The sequence below is a fragment of the Caballeronia cordobensis genome (assembly GCF_001544575.2).
GTDB classification, from domain to species: Bacteria; Pseudomonadota; Gammaproteobacteria; order Burkholderiales; family Burkholderiaceae; genus Caballeronia; species Caballeronia cordobensis.
Genome location: NZ_FCNY02000014.1, coordinates 119,403 through 143,138, shown reverse-complemented (window position 1 = coordinate 143,138; position 23,736 = coordinate 119,403). Strand labels below are relative to the sequence as shown.

Below are 23,736 nucleotides of genomic sequence, written 5' to 3'. Positions count from 1 at the left end.
CATCACCACGCTACGGCCGCACCGTGCTGGCGCTCGTGATCCTGCCGCCGTTCCGCGGCGGCGACACGCCGCTTGACGGCAACGAAGCTGTTGGGACTGACGGAAATCGAATCGATGCCGCAGCCCACCAGAAAATCGGCAAACTCGGGATGGTCGCTCGGCGCCTGTCCGCACAATCCCACTTTGGCCTGCGCCTCATGCGCCGCGCCAATCACGCTGCGAATCATCCACTCGACCGCGGCGTTCTGTTCGTCGAAGAGCGCTGCAAGTTCCGCCGAATCGCGATCCACGCCGAGCGTGAGCTGCGTCAGATCGTTGCTGCCGATGGAGAACCCGTCGAAACGCGCCGCGAACGACTTGGCCAGGATCACGTTCGAGGGGATCTCGCACATCACGTAGACCTGGAGACCGCGCTCGCCGCGTCGCAGGCCGTTCTGCGCCAGGGTGTCCAGCACGCGGTCCGCTTCTTCGATCGAGCGGCAGAAGGGAATCATGACGATCATGATCTGTCGATCGATTCGGCCCAGCTTAAGCGTGAGCACAGGCAAGTCGTTGATATGAGTCAATCGGGACGTGCGGCAAGAACCTTGAGCGATGTGTGACGCGAGGGACATGGCAGCAAGCCCATGCAGACTGATCCAGATCAATCCCCGGGCCGCGCGCGGTGCAAGAATCGGACAACTCACCGTCACCTGCTTGCTTGCGCAAGCCTGCCGCCATGGCCAAGCCTTTGTTTCGTATCGGCGCCGTGCTCAACGCACCGTCTCCGCGACCGCTTGACAAGCCGCCTCGCGCCGTCGTCGATCTTCCCCGGCCGCAGCGCTTTGGCGGCATGCCTTTGCTGGACGCGCTCGCTGCGCGCCGCACGTCGCGCGACTTCTCGGACGAACCCGTCAATCTGGATCTGCTCAGCGAGTTACTGTGGGCCGCCAATGGCATCAACCGCGATGCCGAGGGCGGCCGCACGGCGCCATCCGCGCTAGGCGGGTACGAGATCGATATCTACGTGCTGCTTGCGACGGGCTCGTATCGATATGAACCCGATGGACATCGGCTTGTGCTCGCCGCGCCGTTCGATCTGCGCGCGACAACGGGTTATCAGGATTTTCTGTCTTACGCACCCGTCGATCTCGTCTTCGTGGCCGACCTGAACCGCATGCAGGATGTACCCGCCCGCCAACGCGAAAGCTTCGCTTACGCCAGCGCGGGCGCGATCGTGCAAAACGTCTATCTGTATTGCGCTTCCGCCGGTCTGGCGGCGGGCGCGCGCGGCTGGATGAACCGCACGGCCCTCGCGGTCAACCTGAAATTGCCCACCGGATCGACGCCGGTACTCGCGCAAACGGTGGGCCATTTCGCGCGCACTCAATCAGCTCGATGACTTCGAAGTGGAACAGTGATGAACAGCAAACCCGAACACCCCGCGGTGCATGTCATCCGTCTCGATCACAAGCGCCTCGCCTCAGTCACGGCAGCCATGCTTGATTTCGTTCGCATGCTTGGCGAAGACGGAGCCACGCCCGACCCTATCCTCCTGCGCGCGATGCTTTACTACATCCGTGAATATCCGGAACAGTTCCATCATCCGATGGAGGACCGTTTGCTCTTCGCCGCGTTGCGAAACCGCACGGACGACTTCGACGACGTGCTGGACGAGCTGAAATGCGAGCACATCGAAGGCGACCTGCGCCTGCGCAATCTCGAGCATGCGCTCACGCGTTTCGAGTTAAAGGGCGAGGCGGTCCTGCTGGGTCTGCGCACACTGATGGAGCAATACGTCAACTTCTGCGCGAACCACAGGCGCGTCGAGGAGACGGTGATTCTTCCTGCCATCGAGCGTTTCCTCTCCGAGAGTGACTGGGCCCGCATCGACGCGATTGTTGAGAACCGGCTGGACCCGTTTGGTGAGGCGACATTCGAAGGCGAGAGCCTCGAAAGCCTCTATCGTCTGATCGTCAATGCGGTGCCGGCGATCGCCGAAACCCGCCAGGACGCATGAAAACGAAGGCCGCGGCGACTCAACGGTGGGCGTCGCGGCCGCTCCGGTACCGCGCGAACACATTCAAGTTGCTCGCCCCATTCCTATGGGCGAGTACTTGCGGGACCTGTCTCGCGTTCACCACGCCGGAACCGACCACGCTGGTCGATGAGCAGCGCTGCATGTTCTGCCATACGGTCGACACGCCTTTCCGTGCGCCCTCTTTCCGACAGATCGCCGACCGCTACCGGGACGTGCCGGATGCGAGCAGCATGCTGGAAAAGAAGCTGCGCGAGGGTGGAGAGGCGCATTGGGGAAAGATGGCGATGCCGTCCGCCGCCGGGCGAGGCGGCAGGTCGCTTTCCGCCGCCGATGCCCGCAAGCTCGTTCAATGGGTGCTGAGCCAGTGAGGTCAAGTTGCGCCTTCAACAACCCGGCTAGTGAGACCAAGATGACGTTCAAGACGATTGTCGTTCGACTCGATACGGGCACCCACGCGGCGAACCGGCTCGATGCCGCCGTCGCGCTGGCCGAGCGCTTCGACGCTCATCTGCGCGGCGTGTACTCGGAGTTCACGCTCGATCCGCGCTTCTACTATCAGGCGGACAGTGCGCACCGCTATGACATGTCGCTCGCAGAGGTGTGCCGCGCGCGGCGTGAAAGCGTCGAACACGTGTTCCGCGAACGACTTGCTGCAACGAAGCTCGCGCACGACTGGCTGGCGAGTGAGACGACCGGCGGGTCTTCGATCATCCCGTATGCACGATGCGCCGATCTCACGATCGTCGGACAGCATGATCCCAATGAACCGGATGCTTATCTCGCCGACCGTTTCCCCGAAAGCACGATCATGGGCGCAGGCGGCCCGGTACTGGTTTGGCCCCGCACAGGCGCGTCGAGTCCGCTTGATGGAACGGCTGTCGTCGCATGGGATGGATGCCGGGAAGCCGCACGCGCCGCCTTCGATGCGCTTGCGTTTCTGCGGCGAGCGAAGCGCGTGGACATCGTATCGGTCCGTGCCGATGGCGAGTCTTTTCTCGGGGACGGACGAGCCGCGTCGGACCTCGCACGAAGCCTGATCAGGCACTCGGTGCATGTGAATGTCGTCGAACGCTCCGTCCGACGGGAGGCCGACGTCGAATCAGCGTTGACGTCTTATATGAGTTCGGCGAGCGCGCGACTGCTCGTGATGGGTGCCTTCCATCACGGCCGTGTGCGCGAGATCCTCCTCGGCGGCCTTACTCGGGCCGCACTGCGCGAGGCGGATCTGCCCGTCTTGATGTCAAACTGATCTCGAACGGACAGGTCGATCCGTCACGCTCAACGAAGCAGATCGGCAAGCGTCAACTGGATCGGCGTGCTGCTCGGACCCGCCTCGGCGAACTTGCGCGCCGCGACGAACAAGAAATGCTCCGGGTCGGCCAGGAAGAGATTTTTCGTGCTGGTTTCGTCGATATGCCTGACCTGCAGCATGTCTCTAAACACGCTGGCATCGACGCGAAAAGCCTGCTGCTTTCCATCCAGACTCCCGCTGAATTCAACGCCGTCCGCGTCGACGCGCAAGGGTACATCGAGCGTCAGATCCTGAATCATGGCTTCCCTCCTCGTCCGGGCTTCGATTCGCACGTTCAGATACCCGGCATGATCGGATAAGGAATCGTATGGTCTTCCACCCGCTTGACCCCGGGAATGGCTTCCGACGCAATGCGCATGGCGTCGAGCTGATCGCTTGACCAGACGGCGCCCCACAAGTGCACCACGCCGTCGCGCACGACGATGTTGCGTCCGGGGAATGCCCAGTCTCGCCCGGCGAGCTCGCCCATGAGCATTGCGCGGATTTCCGCATCGTTTGCACCGGGGGCGCGGTCGTCAACGAGCGCGGATGCGAGCGCCTGCACGAGATTCGAGCGGCTCACGATGCCGACGAGGCGCCCGTCGCGTAATACCGGAACGCGTTTGATGTGACGGCTCTCCAGAACGGACGCGATGTTCGCGAGCGAGGCATCCTCGTTCACGCAAACGGGTTCGCGTGTCATGATCTCGCCGACCGTGCGCGCATGCGATTTGATGTAGTCTCCGGCGCCGCGGTCGGTGCCGAGCATTTCGAGCCACCAGGACTGGCGGCCTTGTGTCTTCTCGGTGTCGATTTCCTCGCGATGAAGCAAGTCGCCTTCGCTCACCATGCCGATCACACGCCGGTTCGCGTCGACGACCGGTGCGGCGCTGATGCGATGCTGCATCAGCAACAAGGCCAGCTCATGCACTGTGGTTTCGGGCGTCACGGAAACGACGGCGGTGGTCATTACATCGCGTGCTTGCATCATGGTCTCCAGGCGGTTCGGATATCGGTGCAGGAAAAAAGCCAACTCGTCTAGTGCATGTCCACGATACCGCGCACGCCTTTTGCACCGTTGACATGCATCAATGGCTTGCAACGTAGTTGAAGGGGCGCGGCGCCCCGATACGGAAATAGCGCGGCCTTGACTCGCATCAAGATCACATCGTCGGTAAGGCGCGACGATCGCCTCACTCAGATGCCGACGAGGCAACGAAATGGCCGCCTCCCTGCCAGAAATGCCGGATTCCAACGGATTCACGCGGCATCGCAACGACGATCTGGAAGCCGCGCGCCGCGTGCAGAAGTTGATCGATAGCCCGAGCTACGTCCAGGCGGACCAGGACGCGGAGTTCCTGCAGCGCCCGGAGATGTGCGGCTTGCGGCTTCAACTCGACTACTGGAAGGCCGAAGCGCTGTTGAAAGCTCACGCAGTCGACCACACCATCGTCGTCTACGGCAGCACGCGCATCGCGTCCAATAGCCGCTACTATGCGATCGCGCGTGCGCTCGGCGAGATCGTCGGCCGCGCGCCAGCGACCGCGACGTTGCCAAAGCTCACCGTCGTGACAGGTGGCGGCCCAGGCATCATGGAAGCCGCCAATCGCGGCGCCTTCGAATCGGGGCACGCCAGCGTCGGTCTGAACATCACCCTGCCGCACGTGCAGTATCCGAACCCGTACATCACGCCGGAGCTGTGCCTGCGCTTTCACTACTTCGCGATCCGCAAGCTGCATCTCCTGGAACGCGCGATGGCAGCCGTGTTCTTTCCCGGCGGATTCGGGACCTGCGACGAGCTTTTCGAAGTGCTGACGCTCTTGCAGACGGGCAAGATCCGGCCTCTTCCGGTCGTGCTGGTGGGCGAGGCGTTCTGGCGCAAGGCGGTGAACTTCGATTTCCTCTGGCAGGAAGGACTTGTGTCCGCGGCGGATCTCGCGTTGTTCAGCTTTGCGGAATCGGCGGCGCAGACCTGGGAAACCGTCAACCGCTGGTATGAATCGGCTCGTTAGGCGTCTGCGCCTGCAACGCCATCGATTCAGACGCGTGTTGCCCATTGGCCTGCCGAGAGGCGTCGCTTTCTATCAGCTGTTGCAAGGTCTCGTGATCGACGACCTCCCGTGCCAGCAGCAGGCGGGCGAGCTTTTCGAGTAACGGCTTTTCGTCCCGCAGCGGGCTGGCCACGGTGGTGCGTGGCTGGATCAATCATCGCGTACTTGCCGATGCCTTGCGGCTGAACGAGGACGAGTTGCCGGTTCTCGCTCAGACGATCGGCAAGCCTGCGATTTGATGAGGATAGAGGCCGCCGAACTACCCTGCCCGGATGCCGGCGGCCCGTCGCATATCACTTCTTCGTGTCCGCCACTGCTCGTCAACTCGCGTTCTTCGATTCGCGATCTGGCGTGATCTCCTCGTGCTGGTCGCGCACCAGCATCAGGGGAATCCTGGCGAGACCGGCCACCCGGTTGGCGACACTGCCAAAGAACGCGCGCGCCACGCCACGCCTGCCGTGCGTGCCCATTACGATGAGATCGGCATTCCAGCGTTCGGCGTCGCGCAGCAGTGCATGGGAAACATCGTCTGCGCTGATGTCGGTGCTGACAAGATTGGCCGAAACATGCGCGCGCGTCACATTGCGCAGCGATTCGAGGCGCCGCGCCGCCTCTGCGATCGCCAGCTCGCCTTCCTTGACAAAGGCGTCTTCGAGCAGTGTCATCGGCACGAACTCGCTGTAGCGTATCGCGCGATCGACGACGTAGACCACGCGTATTTCTGTCTCGGGCGTGGCGAGCAAAGCGCCTATGTTCACCGCAGCGTATGACGTCGGACTGCCGTCGACCGCAAACAGAATGCGCTGAAATCCGGCCTCGCGCGGACTTTCGTATTTGTCCGGCACGACGACCATCGCACAGGGCGCGAGCTGGCTGAGCCTGTCTGTCACGGACGGATCGAGCCACCTCACCAGGCCATGATGCTGGCGTGTGCCGAGAATCATCAGGTCTGCGTGAGCGGCTTTGGCCTTATCGGCAAGCGCATGCGCAACATCGCCATTTTCTTTCGCGAGATCGATCAAGTGCTCACGCACGCTGGCGGCCGTGTTTGCAAGTGCACTCTTGGACTCGGCTATCGCGCGTTGTGCGTCGTCCAGCAATTCGCTGCGCGCGACGCCCAGATCCAGACCTGCGAGCGCGGCGTGCGGTGCAAGCGGCCGCGGATCCAGCGCCACAGCGGCGATGGTCAGTTCGACACCGTGCTGCGCAAATCGCCGGGCAAACCTGGCGGCACAGTGCGATGCGTCGGAAGCATCGACGCAAAGAACGATGCGTTTGAAGCCGCTTGTCCGTGGCGGAACGTCTGTCTCCATTTCCATTGCTCCTCCCGTCGCGCTCTGCGCAGATCCATGCACGCCAGCCTAACGTTCGGCCCTTCCCGAACCCATGACTCAGATCAACCAAGTCGGCGGATTCGGCTCGACGCGGGAAATTGACCGGAGTCAAATCCGATCAGCTCAACGCGAGTACGTTCACGCTCATGGACGAAAAACACTCGGAGACATCGTGCGACTCACGTTTCTTGGCGCGGCCGAAACGGTCACCGGCTCGAAATACCTGCTGGAATATGAGGACAAGCGCATCCTCGTCGACTGCGGCCTGTTCCAGGGCACGAAGAACCTTCGTCTGCGCAACTGGGCAAGTCCGGCGTTCGACGTCGATTCGCTCACCGCGATCATCCTCACGCACGCGCATCTCGACCACTCGGGCTATCTGCCCGTGCTCGCTCAGGCGGGATATCGAGGGCCCGTCTACTGCACGCCCGGCACGAGCGATCTGTGCGAGATCCTGCTGCTCGACAGCGCGAAGCTTCAGGAAGAAGAAGCGTCATTCTCGACGCGACACGGCTTGTCCAGGCACCATCCTGCTCTGCCGCTCTACACGCTCAAGAACGCGCAGGACGCGCTCCGGCTGCTTGCGCCGCGCGCCTTCGACGTGACGACAGAGCTTGGCCTCCATGCGGCATTTCGGCTTCTGCCCGCTGGACACATTCTTGGGGCGGCGAGTGTCGAGTTGCGGCTCGGCGGCCAGACGCTGCTGTTCTCGGGCGACATCGGCCGGCCTTGCGATCCGCTCATGCACGCGCCTCACGCTCCGCCGCGCGCGGATGTGCTCGTCGTCGAATCGACCTATGGAGACCGGCTTCATGCGACGGTCGACCCTCTCGATGAAATCGCTGCCGTGTTCGCGGATACCTTCCGCCGTGGGGGCGTAGTGGTCATTCCTTGCTTCGCGGTCGGACGTGCGCAGACGCTCCTTCATTACATCGCTTCGCTCAGGGAGGCCGGGCGCATTGCGCGGGTGCCCGTGTTCCTGGACAGCCCCATGGCCACGAGTGTCACGCAGACCTACGTTCGCCACGCAAGCGAGCACCGTCTTACGCGTTCGCAGCTCGAAGCGATCGAGCACGTAGCGACCATCGTGCGCACCGTGGACGAGTCGAAAGCCGTCTGCGCGCGCAAGGGACCCATGGTCGTCATTGCCGGCAGCGGCATGGCGACGGGAGGCCGCGTTCTGCATCACCTCAAAGTCTTCGCGCCGGATGACCGCAACACGATCCTGCTCGTCGGCTATCAGGCAGCCGGAACGCGTGGCGCCGCCCTGGCGGCACATGCGCCCGCAATCAAGATCTTCGGCGAATATGTTCCGGTTCGTGCGCGTGTCGCCTCGCTCGACTCGATGTCGGCCCATGCCGACTATGCCGAGTTGCTCGACTGGCTGCGCGGCATGCCGGAGGCGCCGAGCCACACTTTCGTCACGCATGGCGAACCGGCGGCGGCGGACGCGCTCAGGCGTAGGATCGAAGAGACCCTGCACTGGCCCTGCTCAGTACCGGTCTACAAGGAGAGCGTGCAGTTGTGACACGTTTTCGGTTGCGTATCATCTCCGCTTCCGAAACGGTCCGGATTTGCTGACAATGCTCTCCGCTCTTCGATTCATGCGCCTTGCACGCGGAACTCGCTCGCCATTCGAAGCTTCGGCCTTATCAAGTGAACTCGAGGTTGTCGACCACCGCCGTCACGCCGCGCGTCGCCCACGCCGCACCCCGCGCAGCATCGCGCTCTGACGCGCTGTCGACCTTGCCGGTGAGCGTCACGGTTCCGCCCTCCACCTTGATGTCGATGTGTTTGGCTTCACGCTCCGCGTGACGTTTGAGCGCGCGTGAAATCGCATCGCCAATATCGTCGGCGGCAAGGTCTGCGCGCACGCGAATCGCATTCGTTACGCCGGTTACCCCTCTCATGCGGGCTATTCCACGGGTAAGGCGATGGCTTTGATACGCCCAATCGACGTCTCCGCGCAAAGTGACATGGCCCTTTTCCACTTGTACGGACACCGCGCCCGCAGGCAGACCCGCTGTCCAGCGCAGCAGTGTATCCGCTGCGCCCGCTATATCGGCGTCATTACGCACATCATGATGAGGCAGCCGAATCTCCATCTCGACCACTACCGCGCGCACGCCCGACACGCGACGTGCCGCGTCCTCCGCCGCGAGCTTCTCGGCGTAGCTCGCCGGATGTCCCGATAGCGTGATGATCCCGTTCGCAACCTCTACGCCAATGCGGGTCGCGACCACGCCCGGGGTCCATTCGAGTTCTTCTTCCACGTCCTGCTTGATCTTCCAGTCCTCTTTCATGAGGCGCACCTCCTGCTTCGATCGCTGGCGCGCCAAGGCCGCGCGCCTGCCCTGGTCCTTAACTGATTTGCAGACGTTTCTGGTCCGCGGATGCCTTCTTCGGCAGCGTCAGCGTCAGAATGCCGTCCTGATATTGCGCACTCGCGCCGGCTTCATCGATCTCGCTGCCGAGCGAGAATGTGCGGCTCACTTCACCGGCATAGCGCTCGCGGCGAATCACACGCTCGCCCTCCTTCACTTCCTTGTTGCGCTCGGACTTGGCATGGATGGACACGGTGTTGCGGTCGAGTTTGACGTCGATGTCCTTCTTCTCGACGCCGGGCAGTTCGGCCTTCACTTGATAGACCGCGTCCGTTTCGCTCACGTCGATCCTGACCTGGCCGAGGGGCGACTCCTCCGGCGAGAGGCCGCGCAGTGGCCGGAATAGCCCCTGGAACATTTCGGATACGGGTTCGATGGAAAAGGGATCGAAACGGGTTAGATGGCTCATGACAGTCTCCTTGAGATCAAAGTCGAAAATGACCGACCGGTGTCTGACGATCGGCTCGTGTTTGGACTCCTCATCGCGTTGATGGAGTACCGGACCACTGTAACTTTCGCGTCCCTGACCCGATTGACATGAGTCAAGCAAAGCCGGTCAAAGAGCGTCGATCAGGCGGTCTGAATCGCTTCGAACGGCCGGCGGCGTGATAGCAGAACCGGCACTTCCGTCAGTTCGGTCACGCGCCCGGAAACGGTGCCGAGCATCCACCGCGCAACGCCGCGCTGCCCGTGCGTGCCCATGAGAATCGCATCGGCTCTCCAGCGCGCCGCCTCCCGGACGATCGCATGCGCGACATCGTCCGCGACGTCCTCAGTGGGTACGATCGCCGCTTCGAACGTGAAGTCTTGCGCGCTCCAGGACTGCGAAAACATGCTGCGCGCCTTGGCCAATGCCAACTGTCCTTCCTCGCGGAACGCTTCCTGAAGCGACGCACGCGAGGCGGTGTCCGTTCCCCTCACCGATCGATCCACGACGTAGATCGCCTTCACGAGCGCCCCAAGCTCGGCGATTCTGAGCCCCGCACGCAAGGATTCCAACGAACCGGGGCTGCCGTCCACCGCGCACAGAAGCCGGCTGGGGCGTGTGATCAGATTGCGCGGATGTTTCTCAGGCAGCACGAGCATCGAGCAATGGGCCGTGCCCGGCGCTTCTCGCGCCGCGCGCTCGGTCCACTGCAGGATGGCAAGGTGCTGGCGCGCACCGAGCACCACGAGGTCCGCCCGCCACGCCTGCGCGGCGCGCGTGAGTGCGTGGGCTGCGTCCCCGCCGCCTTCGAACAGATCGGCGATGAGCATGTCGACGTCGATGCCCGCGTTCTTCAGGCAAGCCTGCGCGCGGCTCACGCTCGCCTCCACCCCGCGCTGCAAGTGCGCGTGTGCGGCGCTCAGATTGAAGAACGCGAGCGGCGCATGCGGAATCATCGCGCGTGCGTTTTCGAGCAATCCGATGATGCGCACTTTCGTGTCGGCGTCGGCGAGCGAGATGATCAGCGCGGCGGCATCGGCCCAGTCCTCGGTCGAATCAATGCACAGCATGATGCGTCCGAAGGACGCGCGATGCTTGCGCGGAGTTGGCGTGTTGCTCATACGATCCTCTATGCCCTGAACGCAGCTTCGTCGATAACGGCGCGACCGCTGTGCGTACGCCCCGACTCTATTCTCAGACCACCCTGCACCGTTGATCCACATCAACGGCACCGGGACTTCCTCGGTCTACCTGCCGTTGATGTGGATCAATCGAGGCGAATGAACCCGGCTCAAGCTAGGGGAGATCCATTCAACGCCACTCACCGAGGCACGTCATGCTTTCGAATGTCTCAAACGATCCCTGGAGCATCAAAGAGGCCGACCTTTCTCCGCTCGCGGACGACGCCGCCAAACTGCGCTTCGCGCTCCTTTACGCCGTGCTTGCCCCCTCGAATCACAATGCGCAGCCATGGCGCTTCATCGTCGACGGGACGAACGTATTTTTGTGCGCCGATCGCACGCGCGCGTTGCCCGTCGTCGATCCTTACGATCGCGAGCTCATCATCGGATGCGGCGCGGCGCTCTTCAACTTGAGGGTCGCGTTGCAGCATCTCGGCCTCGGTTACGCGATCACGTTGCTGCCCGATCGCCTCGACCCGGACGTTCTAGCCAAAGTGCGCGTTCTCGAAGGCACGGGCGATGCGAGCCTCACGGAGCTCTTCGAGGCGATGACGGAGCGCGTTACCACGCGCGAAGCGTTCGACATCGAGCCCGTGCCGATGGACGTCCAGGATGAACTCGTGCAGGCTGCCGTCGCGGAAGGTGTGGATGCGCAGTGCTTCGCGTGGGCCGCCACGCGTGAAAGCATTGGCGAACTCGTCGCCCAGGCGGATCTCGAGCAATTTCGCGATCCTCGCTTTCGTCGCGAACTCGCAAGCTGGATTCACGCAAGCCGGCGCAAGGACGGCATGCCTGCCTACTCGGCGGGCGTAAGCGCCCTGCTCGATTTCGCATCGCCGATTGCATCGTCCGTGCTGCGTACGTTCGATCTCGGATCTGGCGCTGCGGCAGCCCATCGGCGCCTGGTGGAGCATTCCCCGGTGTTGCTTTGCGTCGGCACCGGCGAAGACAATCCCGCGGCGTGGCTCGCTGCCGGGCAGGCGCTCGAACGCGTGCTTCTCACGGCGGTCAGTCGCGGACTCTGTGTGTCGTATCTGAATCAGCCGATCGAGGTCGAAGCGCTTCGTGATGTACTGCGGTGCGAAACCGGCATGGCAACGCTGCCTCAGTTGCTGTTGCGCATCGGCCGAGGCCCGAAGTGCCCGCACACGCCGCGGCGGGCGATGTCGGACATGGTCGTCAAGCCCGGACGCCGCGCTTGACATCCGCGCGAGCACCTCATCGCCGTCGTCTCGTGCAATCCTTTGCAACACCTCCGGCGATTCACCCGGCGGCACCCATGGCGAACCCTCGTTCAATCGATGTGAAGCGCGCTTGAGAAAGCCGAGCATGTATCGTCGACGCCGATGCGAGCACGCCTCAGCGCACGGCGTGAAAGCCGGGCTGGCCGATCTGCTCGGGAAATTGCACCACTCTCTTGAAGCGTGGCGTGTCGAAGCCCATTTGATCGAGCCGGGCGAGCAGAGACTGGTATACCTCTTCGCTCATGTCGGGGCGACGCGAGAGTATCCAGGCGAAGTCCTTGTCCGGTGTTGCACGAACCGTGTACTGATAGTCCGGGTCGACGTACACCGTAATCACGATGAACTCGAACGGCCACATGGGACGCACCCGCCAAACCGAATTTTGCGTGCCGTGCCCGGGCTTCGCGATGAACGTGGTGCCTGTTTCAGGTTGATCGAACCCGTGTTTTCGGCCCACGACGGCATCCTCAATGCGCCCGTCCGGGCGCAAGGTCCACACGGCGCAACTTGCCACATAGTCACGCTCATCCACCATCGGGATATTCGCGATCACGTACCAGCGACCCATGTAGCGAGGCAGATCCACGAGCACCGGTACGAGCATGTCGTCCGCGTGCGGGTTCTGGTTGACGGGTGCGTTAGTACATCCGAACATGCCCAAGGCGATCAAGCTGATCAGCACGGCACGAAAGAATCGCTTCATCCATCCCTCGAGAAGACAATCGATTGAGTCAGACCATGCTCGCGTTTGCATGGCGCGCTTAGATTGACTTGAGTCAAACGAAAGCACATGTTCCACGCGCACAGTCGTCTTCGACTTCAGGACACGCAATGCGACGGTCCGCGACTCATCCGCATCCGGCCGGACGCATCGCGCGAATCGGCCGGCAGTGTCATGACGTATCGGCCGACCTGGGTTAAACGCCGATCGTGTTCGAAGCCTTGAGACGAATCCAGGTCATGCCTTCGCGCAGCCCTGCGAGAATGGCCTCGTGCTCGTTGTCGTAGGTATGCGCATGCTTGAACCGGTGCATGAAGCGTCCGCCGTCGACGTTGCGCTGCTCGACGCTGACCGCGCATTCGATGCCTCGCGGCGTGTGCTCCGTGCTGCAACTGACGGTCCAATCGCTATTGTCGATAGATCCCTTGAGCGACATGTCGGTTCTCCTTCGAGTGATTCGAAAAATTCGTTGCAGCGCGCGGCAGATCGAGATCAAGAGTATTGGCTTTCAACGTTGGCTGAAGATCGAACCCTTGATGGACGTGACGCACTGGCGCGGTTGAACACGCCGACTCTACGGGTAGCGAACTGCGGACACTTGAGCCAGATCAACGGAATCCCCGATCGGCGGCGCAGTGTAATCGCTTGATTTCGGTCAACGAGCATCCGGGGCGACGGCCGCAGACTCGATCTCACTCAATGACGCATCGCTTTTCGATGCAATCCGCTTCAGGAGTCTCCGATGAGCTACAGGAGCATCGTCGTCCATCTGGATGCAAGCGAGCGCGCCACGTATCGCCTGGAGAGCGCCCTCTCGATCGCAAAGCGTTTCAAGGCGCACCTTGCCGCCATCTACGCGACGTTCACGCCCGAGCCATCGCCTTGGGGCGTCATGGCGGGCTCCGCCGGATGGTACGAAAAGCTCGAAAGCGATCGGCAGGCGCGTGGCCAAGCGCTCGAGCGTCTGTTTCATGCCGGCCTCGCCCGCGCGGGCCTTTCCGGAGAGTGGATCGATGAGCTAACACGTCCGCGTGAGCAAGTCTCGCGACGCGGACGGTGCGCGGATCTGGTCATCGCCGGACAGGACGATCCGAACGATCCGGATACTCATATCGCCGATCATTTTGCCGAGACGCTCGTCATGACGGCGGGACGACCGCTGCTGCTGGTTCCCTATTCAGGCGTGTTTCCCAACGTGGGCAACAACATCCTGGTCGCCTGGAACGGCAGCCGGGAAGCCACGCGAGCGGTGCACGACGCGCTGCCGTTCATGCGGGAAGCCAGGCAAGTCACACTCGTCGCCATCGATGCGATGAAACGCGAGCAGACCGGCGCCCGCATCCCCGGCGCGGATATCGCGTCGACGCTCGCGAGGCACGGCGTGCATGTGACGGTCCGCGAAACCGGCGCAACCGACGAAACCGCTGACGCATCCGTGGGCGACGCGCTGATCTCGGAGGCGCAAGGCGTCGGTGCGAATCTCATCGTCATGGGCGCCTACGGCCATGCTCGCTGGAAGGAAGTCGTGCTCGGAGGCGCTACACGAACCATGCTGCGCTCGATGACGGTACCCGTCCTCATGTCGCATTGAACGAAACCGCTTCCACGCTTCGACGAGTCGCATCGCGGACGCCTTTGCGTGCGCCGCATACGCCGATCTGGAAATATAATGAACTCGCCATTCCCTTACCGTGCGGTCTTTCGATACGCAAGCACGGGCGGCTGACCGCCGTTCGTCCAAGGCCACCATGAGCAAAATCGCAGGCCACAACTCCGCGCAGGCGAACGGTTCGGCCGTCCCCCAGGCCCCGTCGTACAGAGTGATTGCATACGGAATCCTCGCGGGTGCGGCGCTCTTCGGCGTGTGGTGGATTGGCATCCAGCAGCTTCTCTTGATGTGTCCCATCGGCACCTTTGCCGCGTCGGCGCGCGCGTGGCTGCTCGCGGGAGCGGCAGTGTCCGCCCTGCTGCTCGCGAGCCTCATTTTTGTCCTTGGCAGGCAACGCGCCGTCCAGGTGGGCGTGGATCGGACAAGCATGAGCCACGCTCGACTCGAGAGCATCATCCGGTCTACGACGGACGCCATCATCACGATCGATTCGGCGCAGCGCATTCTCCTGTTCAACCCGATGGCGGAGCGTGTTTTTCAGTGTGCTGCGAGCGATGCCATCGGCGGCCCGCTGTCGCGCTTCATCCCCGAACGTTACCGTGCGGGGCATGAACATCAGGTTCGGCAGTTCGGCAAGACCGGTGTCTCGGATCGTCAGATGGGCCCGCAGCGCGTCTTGTACGGACTGCGCGCCGACGGAGAGGAATTTCCCATCGAAGCATCGATATCGCAGGTCGAAGATGACGATGAGAAGCTGTTCACCGTGATTCTGCGCGACGTGACCGAGCGCGTGAAAGCGGACGCGGCGCTCAGGCAGTCACGCGAGGAATTGCGCGCGCTCTCCGCGAATCTCCAGGATGTTCGCGAGCAGGAGAAAACCCGGGTCGCACGTGAACTGCACGACGATCTGGGACAAACGCTCAGCGCGCTCAAGATGAACGTGTTCGCACTGCACGCGCAGCTTGGCACACATACGTTGCTGAATGAGGACGTTGGCACGCAGTTGCAACGCATGGTCGGTCTGATCGATCGCAACATCGCATCGCTCAGACGTATCGCGGCGCATCAGCGGCCCGTCATGCTTGACGACCTCGGATTGCAGGCGGCCATCGACTGGCTCGTCGACGATTTCATGCAACGTCACGGAATCGGCATCGAACACAGCATCGAGACCGGCGAAATTGCGTTCAAGGCCGACGCGGCGACGGCGATTTTCCGTATCATCGAAGAAGGGCTGACGAATGTCGTGCAGCATGCGCATGCGAGCCATGTCGATCTGTCGCTGCGTGCGGACAGCGACAATTGCGTGCTGCGTATCGGGGACGACGGCATCGGCGCCTCGGCCTTGCCGGCCGCGAACAGCAAATCCTTCGGCCTGCTCGGCGTGCGTGAACGGGTCAACGCGCTAGGCGGCCGGGTCTTCATCGATTCAATGCCGGAAAACGGCTTCGTGCTGACAGTCGTCCTGCCGCGCGAGGCGGTGCGAAACAAGGAAGCGCAACCATGACCACGAGAGTGCTGATTGCGGATGATCACGCGATGGTGCGCGACGGGCTACGGCAAATCCTCGCCAACGCCCGCGATTTCGAAGTGGCCGGTGAAGCCAGCGACGCCGCGAGCACGCTCGCCTTGGTGCGCTCAACACCAGCGCAGGTCCTGGTGCTCGATCTGTCGATGCCGGGCCGAAGCGGCATCGATTTGCTCAAGCAGATCAAGGACGAGATACCCGCGCTGCGCATTCTGGTGCTCACGATGCACGCCGAGCAGCAATATGCCGCACGCGCATTCAAGGGCGGCGCATCGGGGTATCTGACCAAAGAGAGCGCGAGCGCGGAATTGCTTGCGGCCATCACCAAGGTGGCCGCAGGTGGCGCATACGTGAGCGTAGCGATGGCGGAGCGCTTCGCGCAAAGCCTCACCGAACCGGCCGGCGCGTTGCCGCATGAACGCCTGTCGGACCGGGAATTCGAGGTGTTTCGCCGTCTTTGCGCGGGCGAATCCATCAATCGGATCAGCGAGACGCTCTCCGTGAGCGCGAAGACCGTCAGCACCTACAAGGCGCGCATTCTGGAAAAGATGCAGATGCCGCACGAGGCGGCGCTGGTGCGCTATGCGGTGCGTCACAAACTTTTCGATGATGACACCGACGACGCCTGAGTCCTGCGGTCAATGATCCGTCAGGATTTCCCTACACGCCTGCCGAAATCCCTACCGAACTTTCCGCGATCGCCGATTTAATTTTAAGATGGCGCGGCCAATAATTCGATGCATGGATTCATCCGCCGCGCATCGAGAGGCTGAGCTTCCCGGCATCTGGCCCGTACGCGCGCCCCCCAGTTCGACAGGAGACACAGCATGTTCCCAGTGAACGAAGGCCGGTCCCTCGGCCGGCGATCGGAAGCTCCCGCACCGCGCCGCGCTTTCCAGATAGCGGATGTCTCTCGGCCTCCCGCGGCACGCAAGGCCGTGCGTTGCTCAACCTGCTCGATGCAGGATGTCTGCATGCCGAGCGGACTTTCGGCAGACGAATGTGAGCGGCTCGATGAGATCATCTGCTCGACGCGAACCGTGCGGCGCGGCGAGACGCTGTACCGGACCGGGGACGACTTCCAGAGCGTCTACGCGGTGCGCAGCGGCTGCTTCAAAACGGTGGTCGTGCATCGTGACGGGAATGAGCAAGTCACGGGCTTTCACCTGGCGGGCGATGCGCTCGGTCTCGACGGCGTCAGCTCGGATCACCACGGATGCGATGCAATCGCGCTCGAAGACAGTGTGGTCTGCATCATCCCGTTCGACCTCCTCGAACTGCTTTGCCGCGAGGTCAAGACGATCCAGCATCACGTGCATCGCCTCATGAGCAGCGAGATCGTGCGCGAGTCCAACCTCATGTTATTGCTCGGCACGATGACGGCCGAGCAACGGGTCGCGGCGTTTCTGCTCAACATTTCGACGCGCATGAAAGCGCGCGGCTATTCACCCGCTCAGTTCGTCTTGCGCATGACGCGCGAAGAGATCGGCAGTTATCTCGGCCTCAAGCTGGAGACGGTGAGCCGGATGTTCTCGAAGCTGCAGAAGGCCGGCGTGGTCGATGCGCGTGGCAAGGAAGTGCGAATCCTGGATCAGGCAGGTCTCGAAAGCGTGTGAGCGCGGCCGCTTCAGTGATCGCGCTTGGCGCGTGACAAGCATTGATTCAGGTCAACGGTCCGGGACGGGCACGCTCGCATCATCACAGTGTCCCCCTTCCGTTTATGCGCCATGCTCACTCTCCTTCCTCCCGACTCGCACGCCCGGTCACACGTCGTCCATGTTCGCGCCCGCCACGTCGCGCTGGCTGCGCTTCTTGCCGGGTTGCTGCTCTTCGCTTCGCGAGCGCTCGCCCAGTCCGAGCCGACTGCCCTTATCGATCAGCAGCATTGCATGTTCTGTCACACCATCGATGCGCCTTTCCTCGCTCCGTCGTTCCAGGAGATCGCGAACCGTTACCGCGATAACCCGGATGCCCGGATCATGCTCGAACATAAGCTCCGTGTAGGCGGCCGAGCACACTGGGGCAACATGGCCATGCCCTCGCCCGCAGAGCGCGGCGGCCCGCTCTCGCCCGAAGACGCGCATACGCTCATCGAATGGGTTCTGCGCCATTGACACGCTCTCAAAGGAAATCGGCTATGCGTATCACCATCAAGCTCGATGCATTCAACCACACCGGCGACGCCGCGTTTGCGGTGCTGTGGCTCGACCGGGAAAACGGACGCTGGTCGCGCGAAGGACACGAGTGCCTCGACATTCCAGTGTGGGGAACGTGGAAGTCCGAAGCTGGCGGCACGCTGTTGCTCGATGCGGCCACGTCGAATGCGCTTCTTATGCTTCACGGGTTGCGGCTGAGCACAACGGGCGACGGGCGCTCTGCGGAAGGCAAACTTCAAAACGTTGCCGATAAGAAGTGGGAATCGCAAAGAGGCCGCGCCGATTACTTCGGATGCGGCGCAACCAGCGAACCTCGTCCGCTGGACAGCGGCCACTGGCATGTGCAGTGCGTCGATCGCGAGAGCATCGTTGCCGAGCACGAGGTTTTTTCCGACGAGCCAGATGCAGTTAACGGCGGCAGTGCGTGCCTAGGCGATCCCGGCTCGTTTGCAACGTGAGATGGGCTCGGACCCGCTCGAAAGCGTCAGCCCAAAAGCGCTTACCCATTGCGCCTTTGCCGAAGCAGACGCATGGCATTGTCGAATGCCTGGTGAATGGCCACCCCGACATCCGCGTCCGAACCCCGTTCGATAGGAATCAGGTTGAATTCACGAGTCACCAGATCGAGTCTCGCATCGTATCGCCGGTCCCCCGACGCGTCGCGATACGCTTCGATCGTGAGATGGCAATTGGCGATGTCTTGCGCGGCGCGTTCGAGCCTCACGAGCTCGACGCCAGCTTCGCGTTCAACGTTGTTGTTACCAATGAAGCCTTGATAGGCGATTTGCATTCCGAGGCCCATGACGTTTTCTCTCCCGCTGACTGCTTTCGTTGCCAGCTTGCCTGATGGACCTGGCGTTCGACACATACGTTGCAACGTTACCCATCCTCTGCTTTCGACGCTTGCCCTGAATTGACCCACATCAACTTGTGTGCGTTCACGCGGCATCGTCCGCCGGTCCCACGAGAGGCGCCAGGATGAAGCCACGAAAATTCGTCTCGATACTACGGATCTGAGCGGCGCATTGCGTGTAGAGCAAACCAGGGCCACCGTCCATGCCGTACATGCCCTTGCACATTCCTTTGAGCCTGATTCGCGCGCGCTCGCTTCCCGGTTCCACTGCGGTGCGCGTGGCCCATAGATAGACGACGCCGGCTTCGAGCGGCCGTCCTGTTTCGATTTGGGCCTGGTCCGCACGTCGTATGCGCGTGGCGGAGTAACGCGCGACATACTGGCGCGTGCGTTCCCAACGTTGCGTACACTCGCTGATGCCGGAACAGTCGACCGACGCGAACTCTCGCGCCTGCATAAGCGCTGCTTCTGTCTGCTCGAATCGAGTCCAACGCGCTTCCGATGCGCACGCGCCGAGACCTGCCAGCAAGATTGCGCAGATAGCCCGCCTCTTCATCTTCGGCTCCGTTCCTCTTTCCGTTGATGAAAGGACGATACCGGCCCGGATCGTTTGCCGATTGATCTGGCTCAGCGAAGCGCGCCGTGTTCGAGCAGATTCACCGAAGCGGGGGCTTTGCCTCGACCGCTTTTGAAGCTTCGGGCGCGAGAAGCTCGTGCAGCACGCGCAGGTCATCCCGCATGCCACGCCGACAAAGCACGGTGCGATTGACTTGCGTCAACCGGGTCGCCGCGCCGCCTCCTTAGACTCGTGCCTGTCAGTTCACGTTTGCAGGTCTCGACTCAAGGAGTCAGGCATGAGCTATAAAACGATTCTCGTGCACCTCGACACGAGCGTGCGCGCACACCCCAGACTGGAAGCCGCGTTGCAGTTGGCCAGGCGCTTCGACGCGCATGTCATCGGACTCTTTGCCGTCTTCGAGCCCGCACCGCGCGCCTTCGAAGTCATGGCGGGCACCGCCGGATATTACGAGCAGCACGCGGCCATGCGCAGTGAGCAGCGCGGCGCGATCGAGCGGCTTTTTCATGCGGAGATCAAGCGCGCGGCCGTGTCGGGCGAATGGGTCGAAACGCATGAGCGGGCGAACCATGCTGTTCCGCGCTATGCACGATGCGCAGATCTCGTGATTGCGGGCCAGGACGATCCGAGCGACCCTGAATCCTACGTCGGCGATCACTTCCCGGAAACGGTCGTTCTCTCCTCTGGCCGCCCGGTCCTGCTCCTCCCGTACACCGGCTTCTTCTCTTCAATCGGCCAACATCCGATGATCGCGTGGGATGGCGGCCGGGAAGCAACACGCGCCGTGCATGATGCGCTGCCCTTTCTCAAGGGAGCCGAGCGTGTCTCGATCGTCAGCATCGATACGGCCCGAGGCGAAGCGCGCGGCGACCCGATTCCGGGCGCGGACATCGCTGCGTGCATCGCGCGTCACGGCGTCAAGGCCGAAGTTTTGTCGGCCGGCATCACGTCAGACACATCCGCGGGCGAATTGCTGCTGTCCCGGGCTGCGGACCTGGGGGCGGATCTCGTGGTGATGGGCGGCTACGGACATGCACGATGGCAGGAACTCGTGCTCGGCGGCGCAACGAAAACGTTCCTCGCGGCGATGACTGTGCCCGTCCTGATGTCTCACTGACCTTCATGACGCGGGGGACCAATTTCGAGGGAAACGGCATCATGAACTGGAAAACCATTCTTGTGCATCTGGACAACAGCCGCCGTTGCGAGACGCGCACGCGCTTGGCGCTGGACATCGCTCGTCGTTTCGACGGCCACGTCGTCGGGCTCTACCTGGTGTGCCAGGATCTGGCTCGTCACCTGTTCGAACTGGAGGAGCCGCTGGTGCGCCTTGCACGTGAAGAGACGCTTCGAATCTCTTGCGACAACGCACGTGCGGCGTTCGAGCACGCAGCACAGCTAGCCGGCGTCATCGGGGAGTGGCGTGCGCCGACCGGCGCCGTGCACGATGCGGCTACGTTGCATGGCCGCCATGCCGATGTGATCGTACTCGGACAGGACGACGCCGACGATCCCGAGGCCTTCATCGCCCGACACTTTGTGGAAAACATTGTGTTCGCTTCCGGCCGCCCGGTGCTGCTCGTACCGCGCGCTGGCGACATCGGGACGCTCGGTGAGAATGTGGCCATCGCGTGGGACGACAGTCGGGAAGCCGCTCGCGCAGTCGCCGACGCGCTGCCCGTCCTGCGTCGCGCGCGTTTCGTCGAGGTCATGACCGTCGAGCGCAATCGGAACGAGCAAGCGCCCGCGGGCATCGAGATCGCTGCCTATCTCGAGCGTCAAGGCGTGCGTGCGAGCTTTTCATCGACGCCCCGCCTTCGCGGCGAAAACACGGGGATGACGTTGCTCGAAAGAGCGAACAGCGTGCACGCCGACGTGCTTGTCGCGGGTGCCTATGCCCACTCGCGCGGACTCGAACAGGTGCTTGGCGGGGTCACGCGCACTCTGCTGGAGACTTCGACGCTGCCGGTTCTGCTGTCGCACTGAAAACGGCCTCAAGCCGGCGGATATCAGCGATGTCTTGTCAGTCGGCGTTTTTCCAGATCGTGTACTCAAGGACCGCGACTCCGATAATGATCACAATCAGCACGGCGATACCGACTAACCCCAGAATCTTGCTCATTGCATCAGCTCACGAGTATTGGTCCGAGCGTTCAGGTTATGACCGAGAGCACCGTGGCTGATTGACCTGGATTAAGACTTTCTGCTTTTCACTCAGCGAAACCAACGCGCTTGTCGAGACACGCCGGGAAGGAAAAAGTATTCTTCATTCCATCGCGAGCACAGAAGCGCTCGCGGTCATGAATGTGCTCAATGAAGATGCGGAGATGGCCATGTCGATTGATATCGCGAGTTTCACGCCCGTCCTGTCGATGACTGGCGGCACGGTGATTGGCGCTGCGGCTGCTGTGCTTGTTTTGTTCAACGGACGTATCGCCGGCATCAGCGGCATTCTCGGTGGCCTGCTGGGCGCGCCGCAGAAAGATGTGGGTTGGCGTGTCGCTTTTCTTGCGGGGCTGATCGGGGCACCTGTGCTGGCAAGTCTGCTCGGGAATCCGGTCGCGCCGGATATCCAGGCTGGGTGGGGCGTAGTACTTGTCGCGGGCTTTCTCGTTGGCATCGGCACGCGTTACGCAAGCGGTTGCACAAGCGGTCATGGTGTTTGCGGCATCTCGCGGGGGTCCATCCGGTCACTTGTCGCAACGGCAACGTTTATGGCAAGTGGTTTTCTGACCGTATTTGTGTCCCGACATCTGCTGGGAGGTTGAAATGGGCTTGCTCGCAGCTTTAATGTCCGGGCTTCTGTTTGGCGTCGGCCTGATGGTCTCCGGAATGGCCAATCCAGCGAAGGTGCTGGGATTTCTCGACCTCGCGGGACGATGGGACCCGTCACTCGCATTCGTGATGGCAGGGGCGATAGCGGTCGGCTCTATCGCGTTCCTGTTTGCGAAGCGCCGCAAAATATCGTTGCTGGGTCTGCCCATGCAGATTCCTGCCGGTACCTCCGTGACGTTGAGACTTGTGCTGGGAAGCGCGGTGTTCGGCGTTGGCTGGGGGCTTGCAGGATTCTGCCCGGGGCCCGCACTGGTCGCAATGGGCGCTGGCTTTCCGAAGGCGTGGGGTTTCGTGGGCGCGATGCTCGGCGGCATGATGGTGTTCGAGTTCATCGAGCGTGCAAAGCTGACGCGGCAGCAGGCCTAAGATGCTACGCGTTTACTTGAGCACCGCCGCCCGTCTTACGTAAATGGCGCAATCAGGCGCAGTTTGACTACGCGGAAGTTTCATCCAATGAAACCGACCATACTTTTCATTACGCTAATCGTGATGGCGGGTCTTGACGCGATGGATGGACATGGACATTGCCACTAGGCGATGTCGCAGCTATGAGTGCCATGCTGTGGTCCTCTTCGGTGGGTGCTTTGCACGATAGACATGGGTAGACATCCATGGATCTAGTGCGCGCCTGCTACGAGATTTCACCGTTGAATAACGCGACGCATCAAGATGGCCCACTCTCACCCGCCGGGCCTGAGCTTTTCAAGGACACGAACTCGATTGAAGCATGGCGTAGTCGACATATCGCTGGCTCGCGCCAGTTCGGCGTTCGTGATGCGTGCCGCCGATCATTCGACTGGCCGCCCGAACTCATAAATCGGATTGCACAACTGCCGAACCTGTCGGCCCGGCTACGTCGACTGTGCCCTTTTGAACCTCAATCAGAATCAGAGCATGCGTCGAAGCACGGAGTCACGCAATACAAAGCGGTGAAAGAAGGCGGCAGCAATATGCAAAGCAATTACCGCAAACAATACCCACGCGAGCACGCTGTGAATGTCCCCCAGCGCCATTCCAACGGATGAACCTTTCGCGGCAAGCGCCGGAAAAGGCAGCATGCCGAACAGGTTCACCATCCAGCCACGTGCCGACGCATTTGCCCATCCCGCAAGCGGCACCGCAAGAAGCAAGCCGTACAGAAGCAAGTGAGTCGCTTTTGATGCGAACATCAGTGTGGGCGAGAGCTTGGCCGGTTCCGGCGCATGGGTGACGCGCCAGATGATTCGAAGTACCATGGCTGCGACAATCGCCGCACCCACGCTCAAGTGCCACGCTATCTCCCCAGTCGGCAACGTATCGCGATGCACGTCCGGCATCGTCCAACCGATGATGAACTGAGCCAGGATGAGACCGGCGATAAGCCAGTGGAGAACACGGGCGACCGGACTGTACACGTAACTCTGCGAATGATTCTCAACCACTTTGCGTCCGACTCCCTGTAAAGGCGAAGGCGCCGATATTAGCGCGGCCTACCTGAGGACAACCTTAAAGGCCTGTGCCTGCATTGAAAGACTAACCCCTTAGA

General features: G+C 62.0%; 29 protein-coding genes and 3 pseudogenes. 18 read left to right on the top strand and 14 right to left on the bottom strand.

Annotation, left to right across the window (positions count from 1 at the left end; genetic code table 11):
• Positions 1-2 precede the first annotated feature (2 nt).
• A pseudogene (locus tag AWB70_RS25560) lies at positions 3-503 on the bottom strand (putative PEP-binding protein); the annotation flags it as partial.
• A 215-nt stretch (positions 504-718) separates the two neighbouring features.
• Here AWB70_RS25560 and AWB70_RS25555 point away from each other — a divergent pair.
• The 4 genes from AWB70_RS25555 to AWB70_RS25540 are packed head-to-tail and all read left to right on the top strand — an operon-like array spanning position 719 to position 3,269.
• Positions 719-1,381, top strand: a complete 663-nt coding sequence (locus AWB70_RS25555) for a nitroreductase family protein (RefSeq protein ID WP_045450543.1) — start codon at positions 719-721, stop codon at positions 1,379-1,381.
• An 18-nt stretch (positions 1,382-1,399) separates the two neighbouring features.
• Complete coding sequence (locus tag AWB70_RS25550; RefSeq protein WP_053568172.1) at positions 1,400-1,999, top strand: hemerythrin domain-containing protein; 600 nt, start codon at positions 1,400-1,402, stop codon at positions 1,997-1,999.
• Positions 1,996-2,388, top strand: a complete 393-nt coding sequence (locus AWB70_RS25545; protein WP_374730258.1) for a c-type cytochrome — start codon at positions 1,996-1,998, stop codon at positions 2,386-2,388. Before AWB70_RS25550 ends, AWB70_RS25545 begins: the two co-directional genes overlap by 4 nt.
• Positions 2,289-3,269: a universal stress protein gene (locus AWB70_RS25540; protein WP_143281704.1), complete on the top strand. Its 981-nt coding sequence runs from the start codon at positions 2,289-2,291 to the stop codon at positions 3,267-3,269. Before AWB70_RS25545 ends, AWB70_RS25540 begins: the two co-directional genes overlap by 100 nt.
• Positions 3,270-3,298: 29 nt before the next feature.
• Here AWB70_RS25540 and AWB70_RS25535 read toward each other — a convergent pair whose 3' ends face one another.
• Positions 3,299-3,571, bottom strand: coding sequence for a hypothetical protein (locus AWB70_RS25535; protein ID WP_053568174.1), 273 nt, complete (start codon positions 3,569-3,571; stop codon positions 3,299-3,301).
• 35 nt (positions 3,572-3,606) lie between these two features.
• A complete protein-coding gene (locus AWB70_RS25530; RefSeq protein ID WP_235024346.1) occupies positions 3,607-4,575 on the bottom strand; it encodes a CBS domain-containing protein in 969 nt (322 codons plus the stop codon).
• Here AWB70_RS25530 and AWB70_RS25525 point away from each other — a divergent pair.
• Complete coding sequence (locus tag AWB70_RS25525; protein WP_053568176.1) at positions 4,553-5,323, top strand: LOG family protein; 771 nt, start codon at positions 4,553-4,555, stop codon at positions 5,321-5,323. The two genes, AWB70_RS25530 and AWB70_RS25525, sit on opposite strands and share 23 nt — an antisense overlap.
• On the opposite strand, the gene AWB70_RS38455 is transcribed toward AWB70_RS25525, so the two are convergent.
• Complete coding sequence (locus tag AWB70_RS38455) at positions 5,295-5,516, bottom strand: hypothetical protein (RefSeq protein ID WP_143281703.1); 222 nt, start codon at positions 5,514-5,516, stop codon at positions 5,295-5,297. The genes AWB70_RS25525 and AWB70_RS38455 overlap by 29 nt on opposite strands.
• Between AWB70_RS38455 and AWB70_RS39370 the strand changes: the two are divergent.
• Positions 5,485-5,601 (top strand): annotated as a pseudogene (locus AWB70_RS39370) (SagB/ThcOx family dehydrogenase); the annotation flags it as partial. The gene AWB70_RS38455 and the pseudogene AWB70_RS39370 overlap by 32 nt on opposite strands.
• 81 nt (positions 5,602-5,682) lie before the next feature.
• Here the strand turns inward: AWB70_RS39370 and AWB70_RS25515 are convergent.
• Positions 5,683-6,675 carry a universal stress protein gene (locus AWB70_RS25515; protein ID WP_053568177.1) on the bottom strand — a complete coding sequence of 331 codons (993 nt, stop codon included), beginning with the start codon at positions 6,673-6,675 and terminating at the stop codon, positions 5,683-5,685.
• A gap of 193 nt (positions 6,676-6,868) precedes the next feature.
• Here AWB70_RS25515 and AWB70_RS25510 point away from each other — a divergent pair, with 193 nt between their 5' ends.
• Positions 6,869-8,224, top strand: a complete 1,356-nt coding sequence (locus AWB70_RS25510; protein ID WP_053568178.1) for an MBL fold/beta-CASP domain-containing RNA metallo-hydrolase — start codon at positions 6,869-6,871, stop codon at positions 8,222-8,224.
• Between the two features lie 124 nt (positions 8,225-8,348).
• On the opposite strand, the gene AWB70_RS25505 is transcribed toward AWB70_RS25510, so the two are convergent.
• The 3 genes from AWB70_RS25505 to AWB70_RS25495 form a co-directional block, all read right to left on the bottom strand.
• The gene (locus tag AWB70_RS25505) at positions 8,349-8,999 is read right to left on the bottom strand and encodes a BON domain-containing protein (RefSeq protein ID WP_053568270.1); all 651 of its coding nucleotides are present in this window, start codon (positions 8,997-8,999) and stop codon (positions 8,349-8,351) included.
• A gap of 58 nt (positions 9,000-9,057) precedes the next feature.
• Positions 9,058-9,489, bottom strand: coding sequence for an Hsp20/alpha crystallin family protein (locus tag AWB70_RS25500; protein WP_053568179.1), 432 nt, complete (start codon positions 9,487-9,489; stop codon positions 9,058-9,060).
• 161 nt (positions 9,490-9,650) lie between these two features.
• Positions 9,651-10,628 carry a universal stress protein gene (locus AWB70_RS25495; protein ID WP_053568180.1) on the bottom strand — a complete coding sequence of 326 codons (978 nt, stop codon included), beginning with the start codon at positions 10,626-10,628 and terminating at the stop codon, positions 9,651-9,653.
• 215 nt (positions 10,629-10,843) lie between these two features.
• Here AWB70_RS25495 and AWB70_RS25490 point away from each other — a divergent pair, with 215 nt between their 5' ends.
• Positions 10,844-11,890, top strand: coding sequence for an Acg family FMN-binding oxidoreductase (locus AWB70_RS25490; protein ID WP_053568181.1), 1,047 nt, complete (start codon positions 10,844-10,846; stop codon positions 11,888-11,890).
• A gap of 157 nt (positions 11,891-12,047) precedes the next feature.
• Here AWB70_RS25490 and AWB70_RS25485 read toward each other — a convergent pair whose 3' ends face one another.
• Entirely contained in the window at positions 12,048-12,635 is a 588-nt protein-coding gene (locus AWB70_RS25485; protein ID WP_053568182.1) for a lipocalin family protein, read from the bottom strand.
• A gap of 214 nt (positions 12,636-12,849) precedes the next feature.
• Positions 12,850-13,089 (bottom strand): hypothetical protein, encoded by a 240-nt coding sequence (locus AWB70_RS25480; protein WP_014191401.1) that lies wholly within the window; start codon positions 13,087-13,089, stop codon positions 12,850-12,852.
• A 306-nt stretch (positions 13,090-13,395) separates the two neighbouring features.
• On the opposite strand from AWB70_RS25480, the gene AWB70_RS25475 reads away from it, so the two are divergent.
• The 6 genes from AWB70_RS25475 (at position 13,396) to AWB70_RS25450 (ending at position 18,404) form a co-directional block, all read left to right on the top strand.
• Positions 13,396-14,244, top strand: coding sequence for a universal stress protein (locus tag AWB70_RS25475; RefSeq protein ID WP_053568183.1), 849 nt, complete (start codon positions 13,396-13,398; stop codon positions 14,242-14,244).
• A gap of 157 nt (positions 14,245-14,401) precedes the next feature.
• Positions 14,402-15,769 carry a PAS domain-containing sensor histidine kinase gene (locus AWB70_RS25470; protein ID WP_235024345.1) on the top strand — a complete coding sequence of 456 codons (1,368 nt, stop codon included), beginning with the start codon at positions 14,402-14,404 and terminating at the stop codon, positions 15,767-15,769.
• Positions 15,766-16,419 (top strand): response regulator, encoded by a 654-nt coding sequence (locus AWB70_RS25465; protein ID WP_014191404.1) that lies wholly within the window; start codon positions 15,766-15,768, stop codon positions 16,417-16,419. Before AWB70_RS25470 ends, AWB70_RS25465 begins: the two co-directional genes overlap by 4 nt.
• Before the next feature lie 198 nt (positions 16,420-16,617).
• On the top strand, positions 16,618-17,406 hold the full coding sequence (gene fnr / locus AWB70_RS25460; RefSeq protein WP_045450556.1) for a fumarate/nitrate reduction transcriptional regulator Fnr: 789 nt from the start codon (positions 16,618-16,620) through the stop codon (positions 17,404-17,406).
• Positions 17,407-17,613: 207 nt separating this feature from the next.
• Complete coding sequence (locus AWB70_RS25455) at positions 17,614-17,904, top strand: c-type cytochrome (RefSeq protein ID WP_075644219.1); 291 nt, start codon at positions 17,614-17,616, stop codon at positions 17,902-17,904.
• Between the two features lie 23 nt (positions 17,905-17,927).
• The gene (locus tag AWB70_RS25450) at positions 17,928-18,404 is read left to right on the top strand and encodes a DUF3564 family protein (RefSeq protein WP_053568186.1); all 477 of its coding nucleotides are present in this window, start codon (positions 17,928-17,930) and stop codon (positions 18,402-18,404) included.
• 41 nt (positions 18,405-18,445) lie between these two features.
• Here AWB70_RS25450 and AWB70_RS25445 read toward each other — a convergent pair whose 3' ends face one another.
• Entirely contained in the window at positions 18,446-18,748 is a 303-nt protein-coding gene (locus AWB70_RS25445) for a hypothetical protein (RefSeq protein WP_014191408.1), read from the bottom strand.
• 136 nt (positions 18,749-18,884) lie between these two features.
• Positions 18,885-19,355 (bottom strand): hypothetical protein, encoded by a 471-nt coding sequence (locus AWB70_RS25440; RefSeq protein WP_053568187.1) that lies wholly within the window; start codon positions 19,353-19,355, stop codon positions 18,885-18,887.
• Positions 19,356-19,653: 298 nt separating this feature from the next.
• On the opposite strand from AWB70_RS25440, the gene AWB70_RS25435 reads away from it, so the two are divergent.
• The 4 genes from AWB70_RS25435 to AWB70_RS25420 all read left to right on the top strand — a co-directional run bounded on the left by AWB70_RS25435 (position 19,654) and on the right by AWB70_RS25420 (position 22,577).
• On the top strand, positions 19,654-20,493 hold the full coding sequence (locus AWB70_RS25435) for a universal stress protein (RefSeq protein ID WP_053568188.1): 840 nt from the start codon (positions 19,654-19,656) through the stop codon (positions 20,491-20,493).
• A 41-nt stretch (positions 20,494-20,534) separates the two neighbouring features.
• The gene (locus tag AWB70_RS25430) at positions 20,535-21,362 is read left to right on the top strand and encodes a universal stress protein (RefSeq protein ID WP_053568271.1); all 828 of its coding nucleotides are present in this window, start codon (positions 20,535-20,537) and stop codon (positions 21,360-21,362) included.
• Between the two features lie 347 nt (positions 21,363-21,709).
• On the top strand, positions 21,710-22,144 hold the full coding sequence (locus tag AWB70_RS25425; RefSeq protein WP_053568272.1) for a YeeE/YedE family protein: 435 nt from the start codon (positions 21,710-21,712) through the stop codon (positions 22,142-22,144).
• A 1-nt stretch (position 22,145) separates the two neighbouring features.
• Positions 22,146-22,577, top strand: coding sequence for a DUF6691 family protein (locus AWB70_RS25420; protein ID WP_053568189.1), 432 nt, complete (start codon positions 22,146-22,148; stop codon positions 22,575-22,577).
• 329 nt (positions 22,578-22,906) lie between these two features.
• Here the strand turns inward: AWB70_RS25420 and AWB70_RS38450 are convergent.
• Positions 22,907-22,987: pseudogene (locus AWB70_RS38450) on the bottom strand (winged helix-turn-helix transcriptional regulator); the annotation flags it as partial.
• Between the two features lie 111 nt (positions 22,988-23,098).
• On the bottom strand, positions 23,099-23,605 hold the full coding sequence (locus AWB70_RS25410; RefSeq protein WP_235024344.1) for a cytochrome b: 507 nt from the start codon (positions 23,603-23,605) through the stop codon (positions 23,099-23,101).
• Positions 23,606-23,736 lie beyond the last annotated feature (131 nt).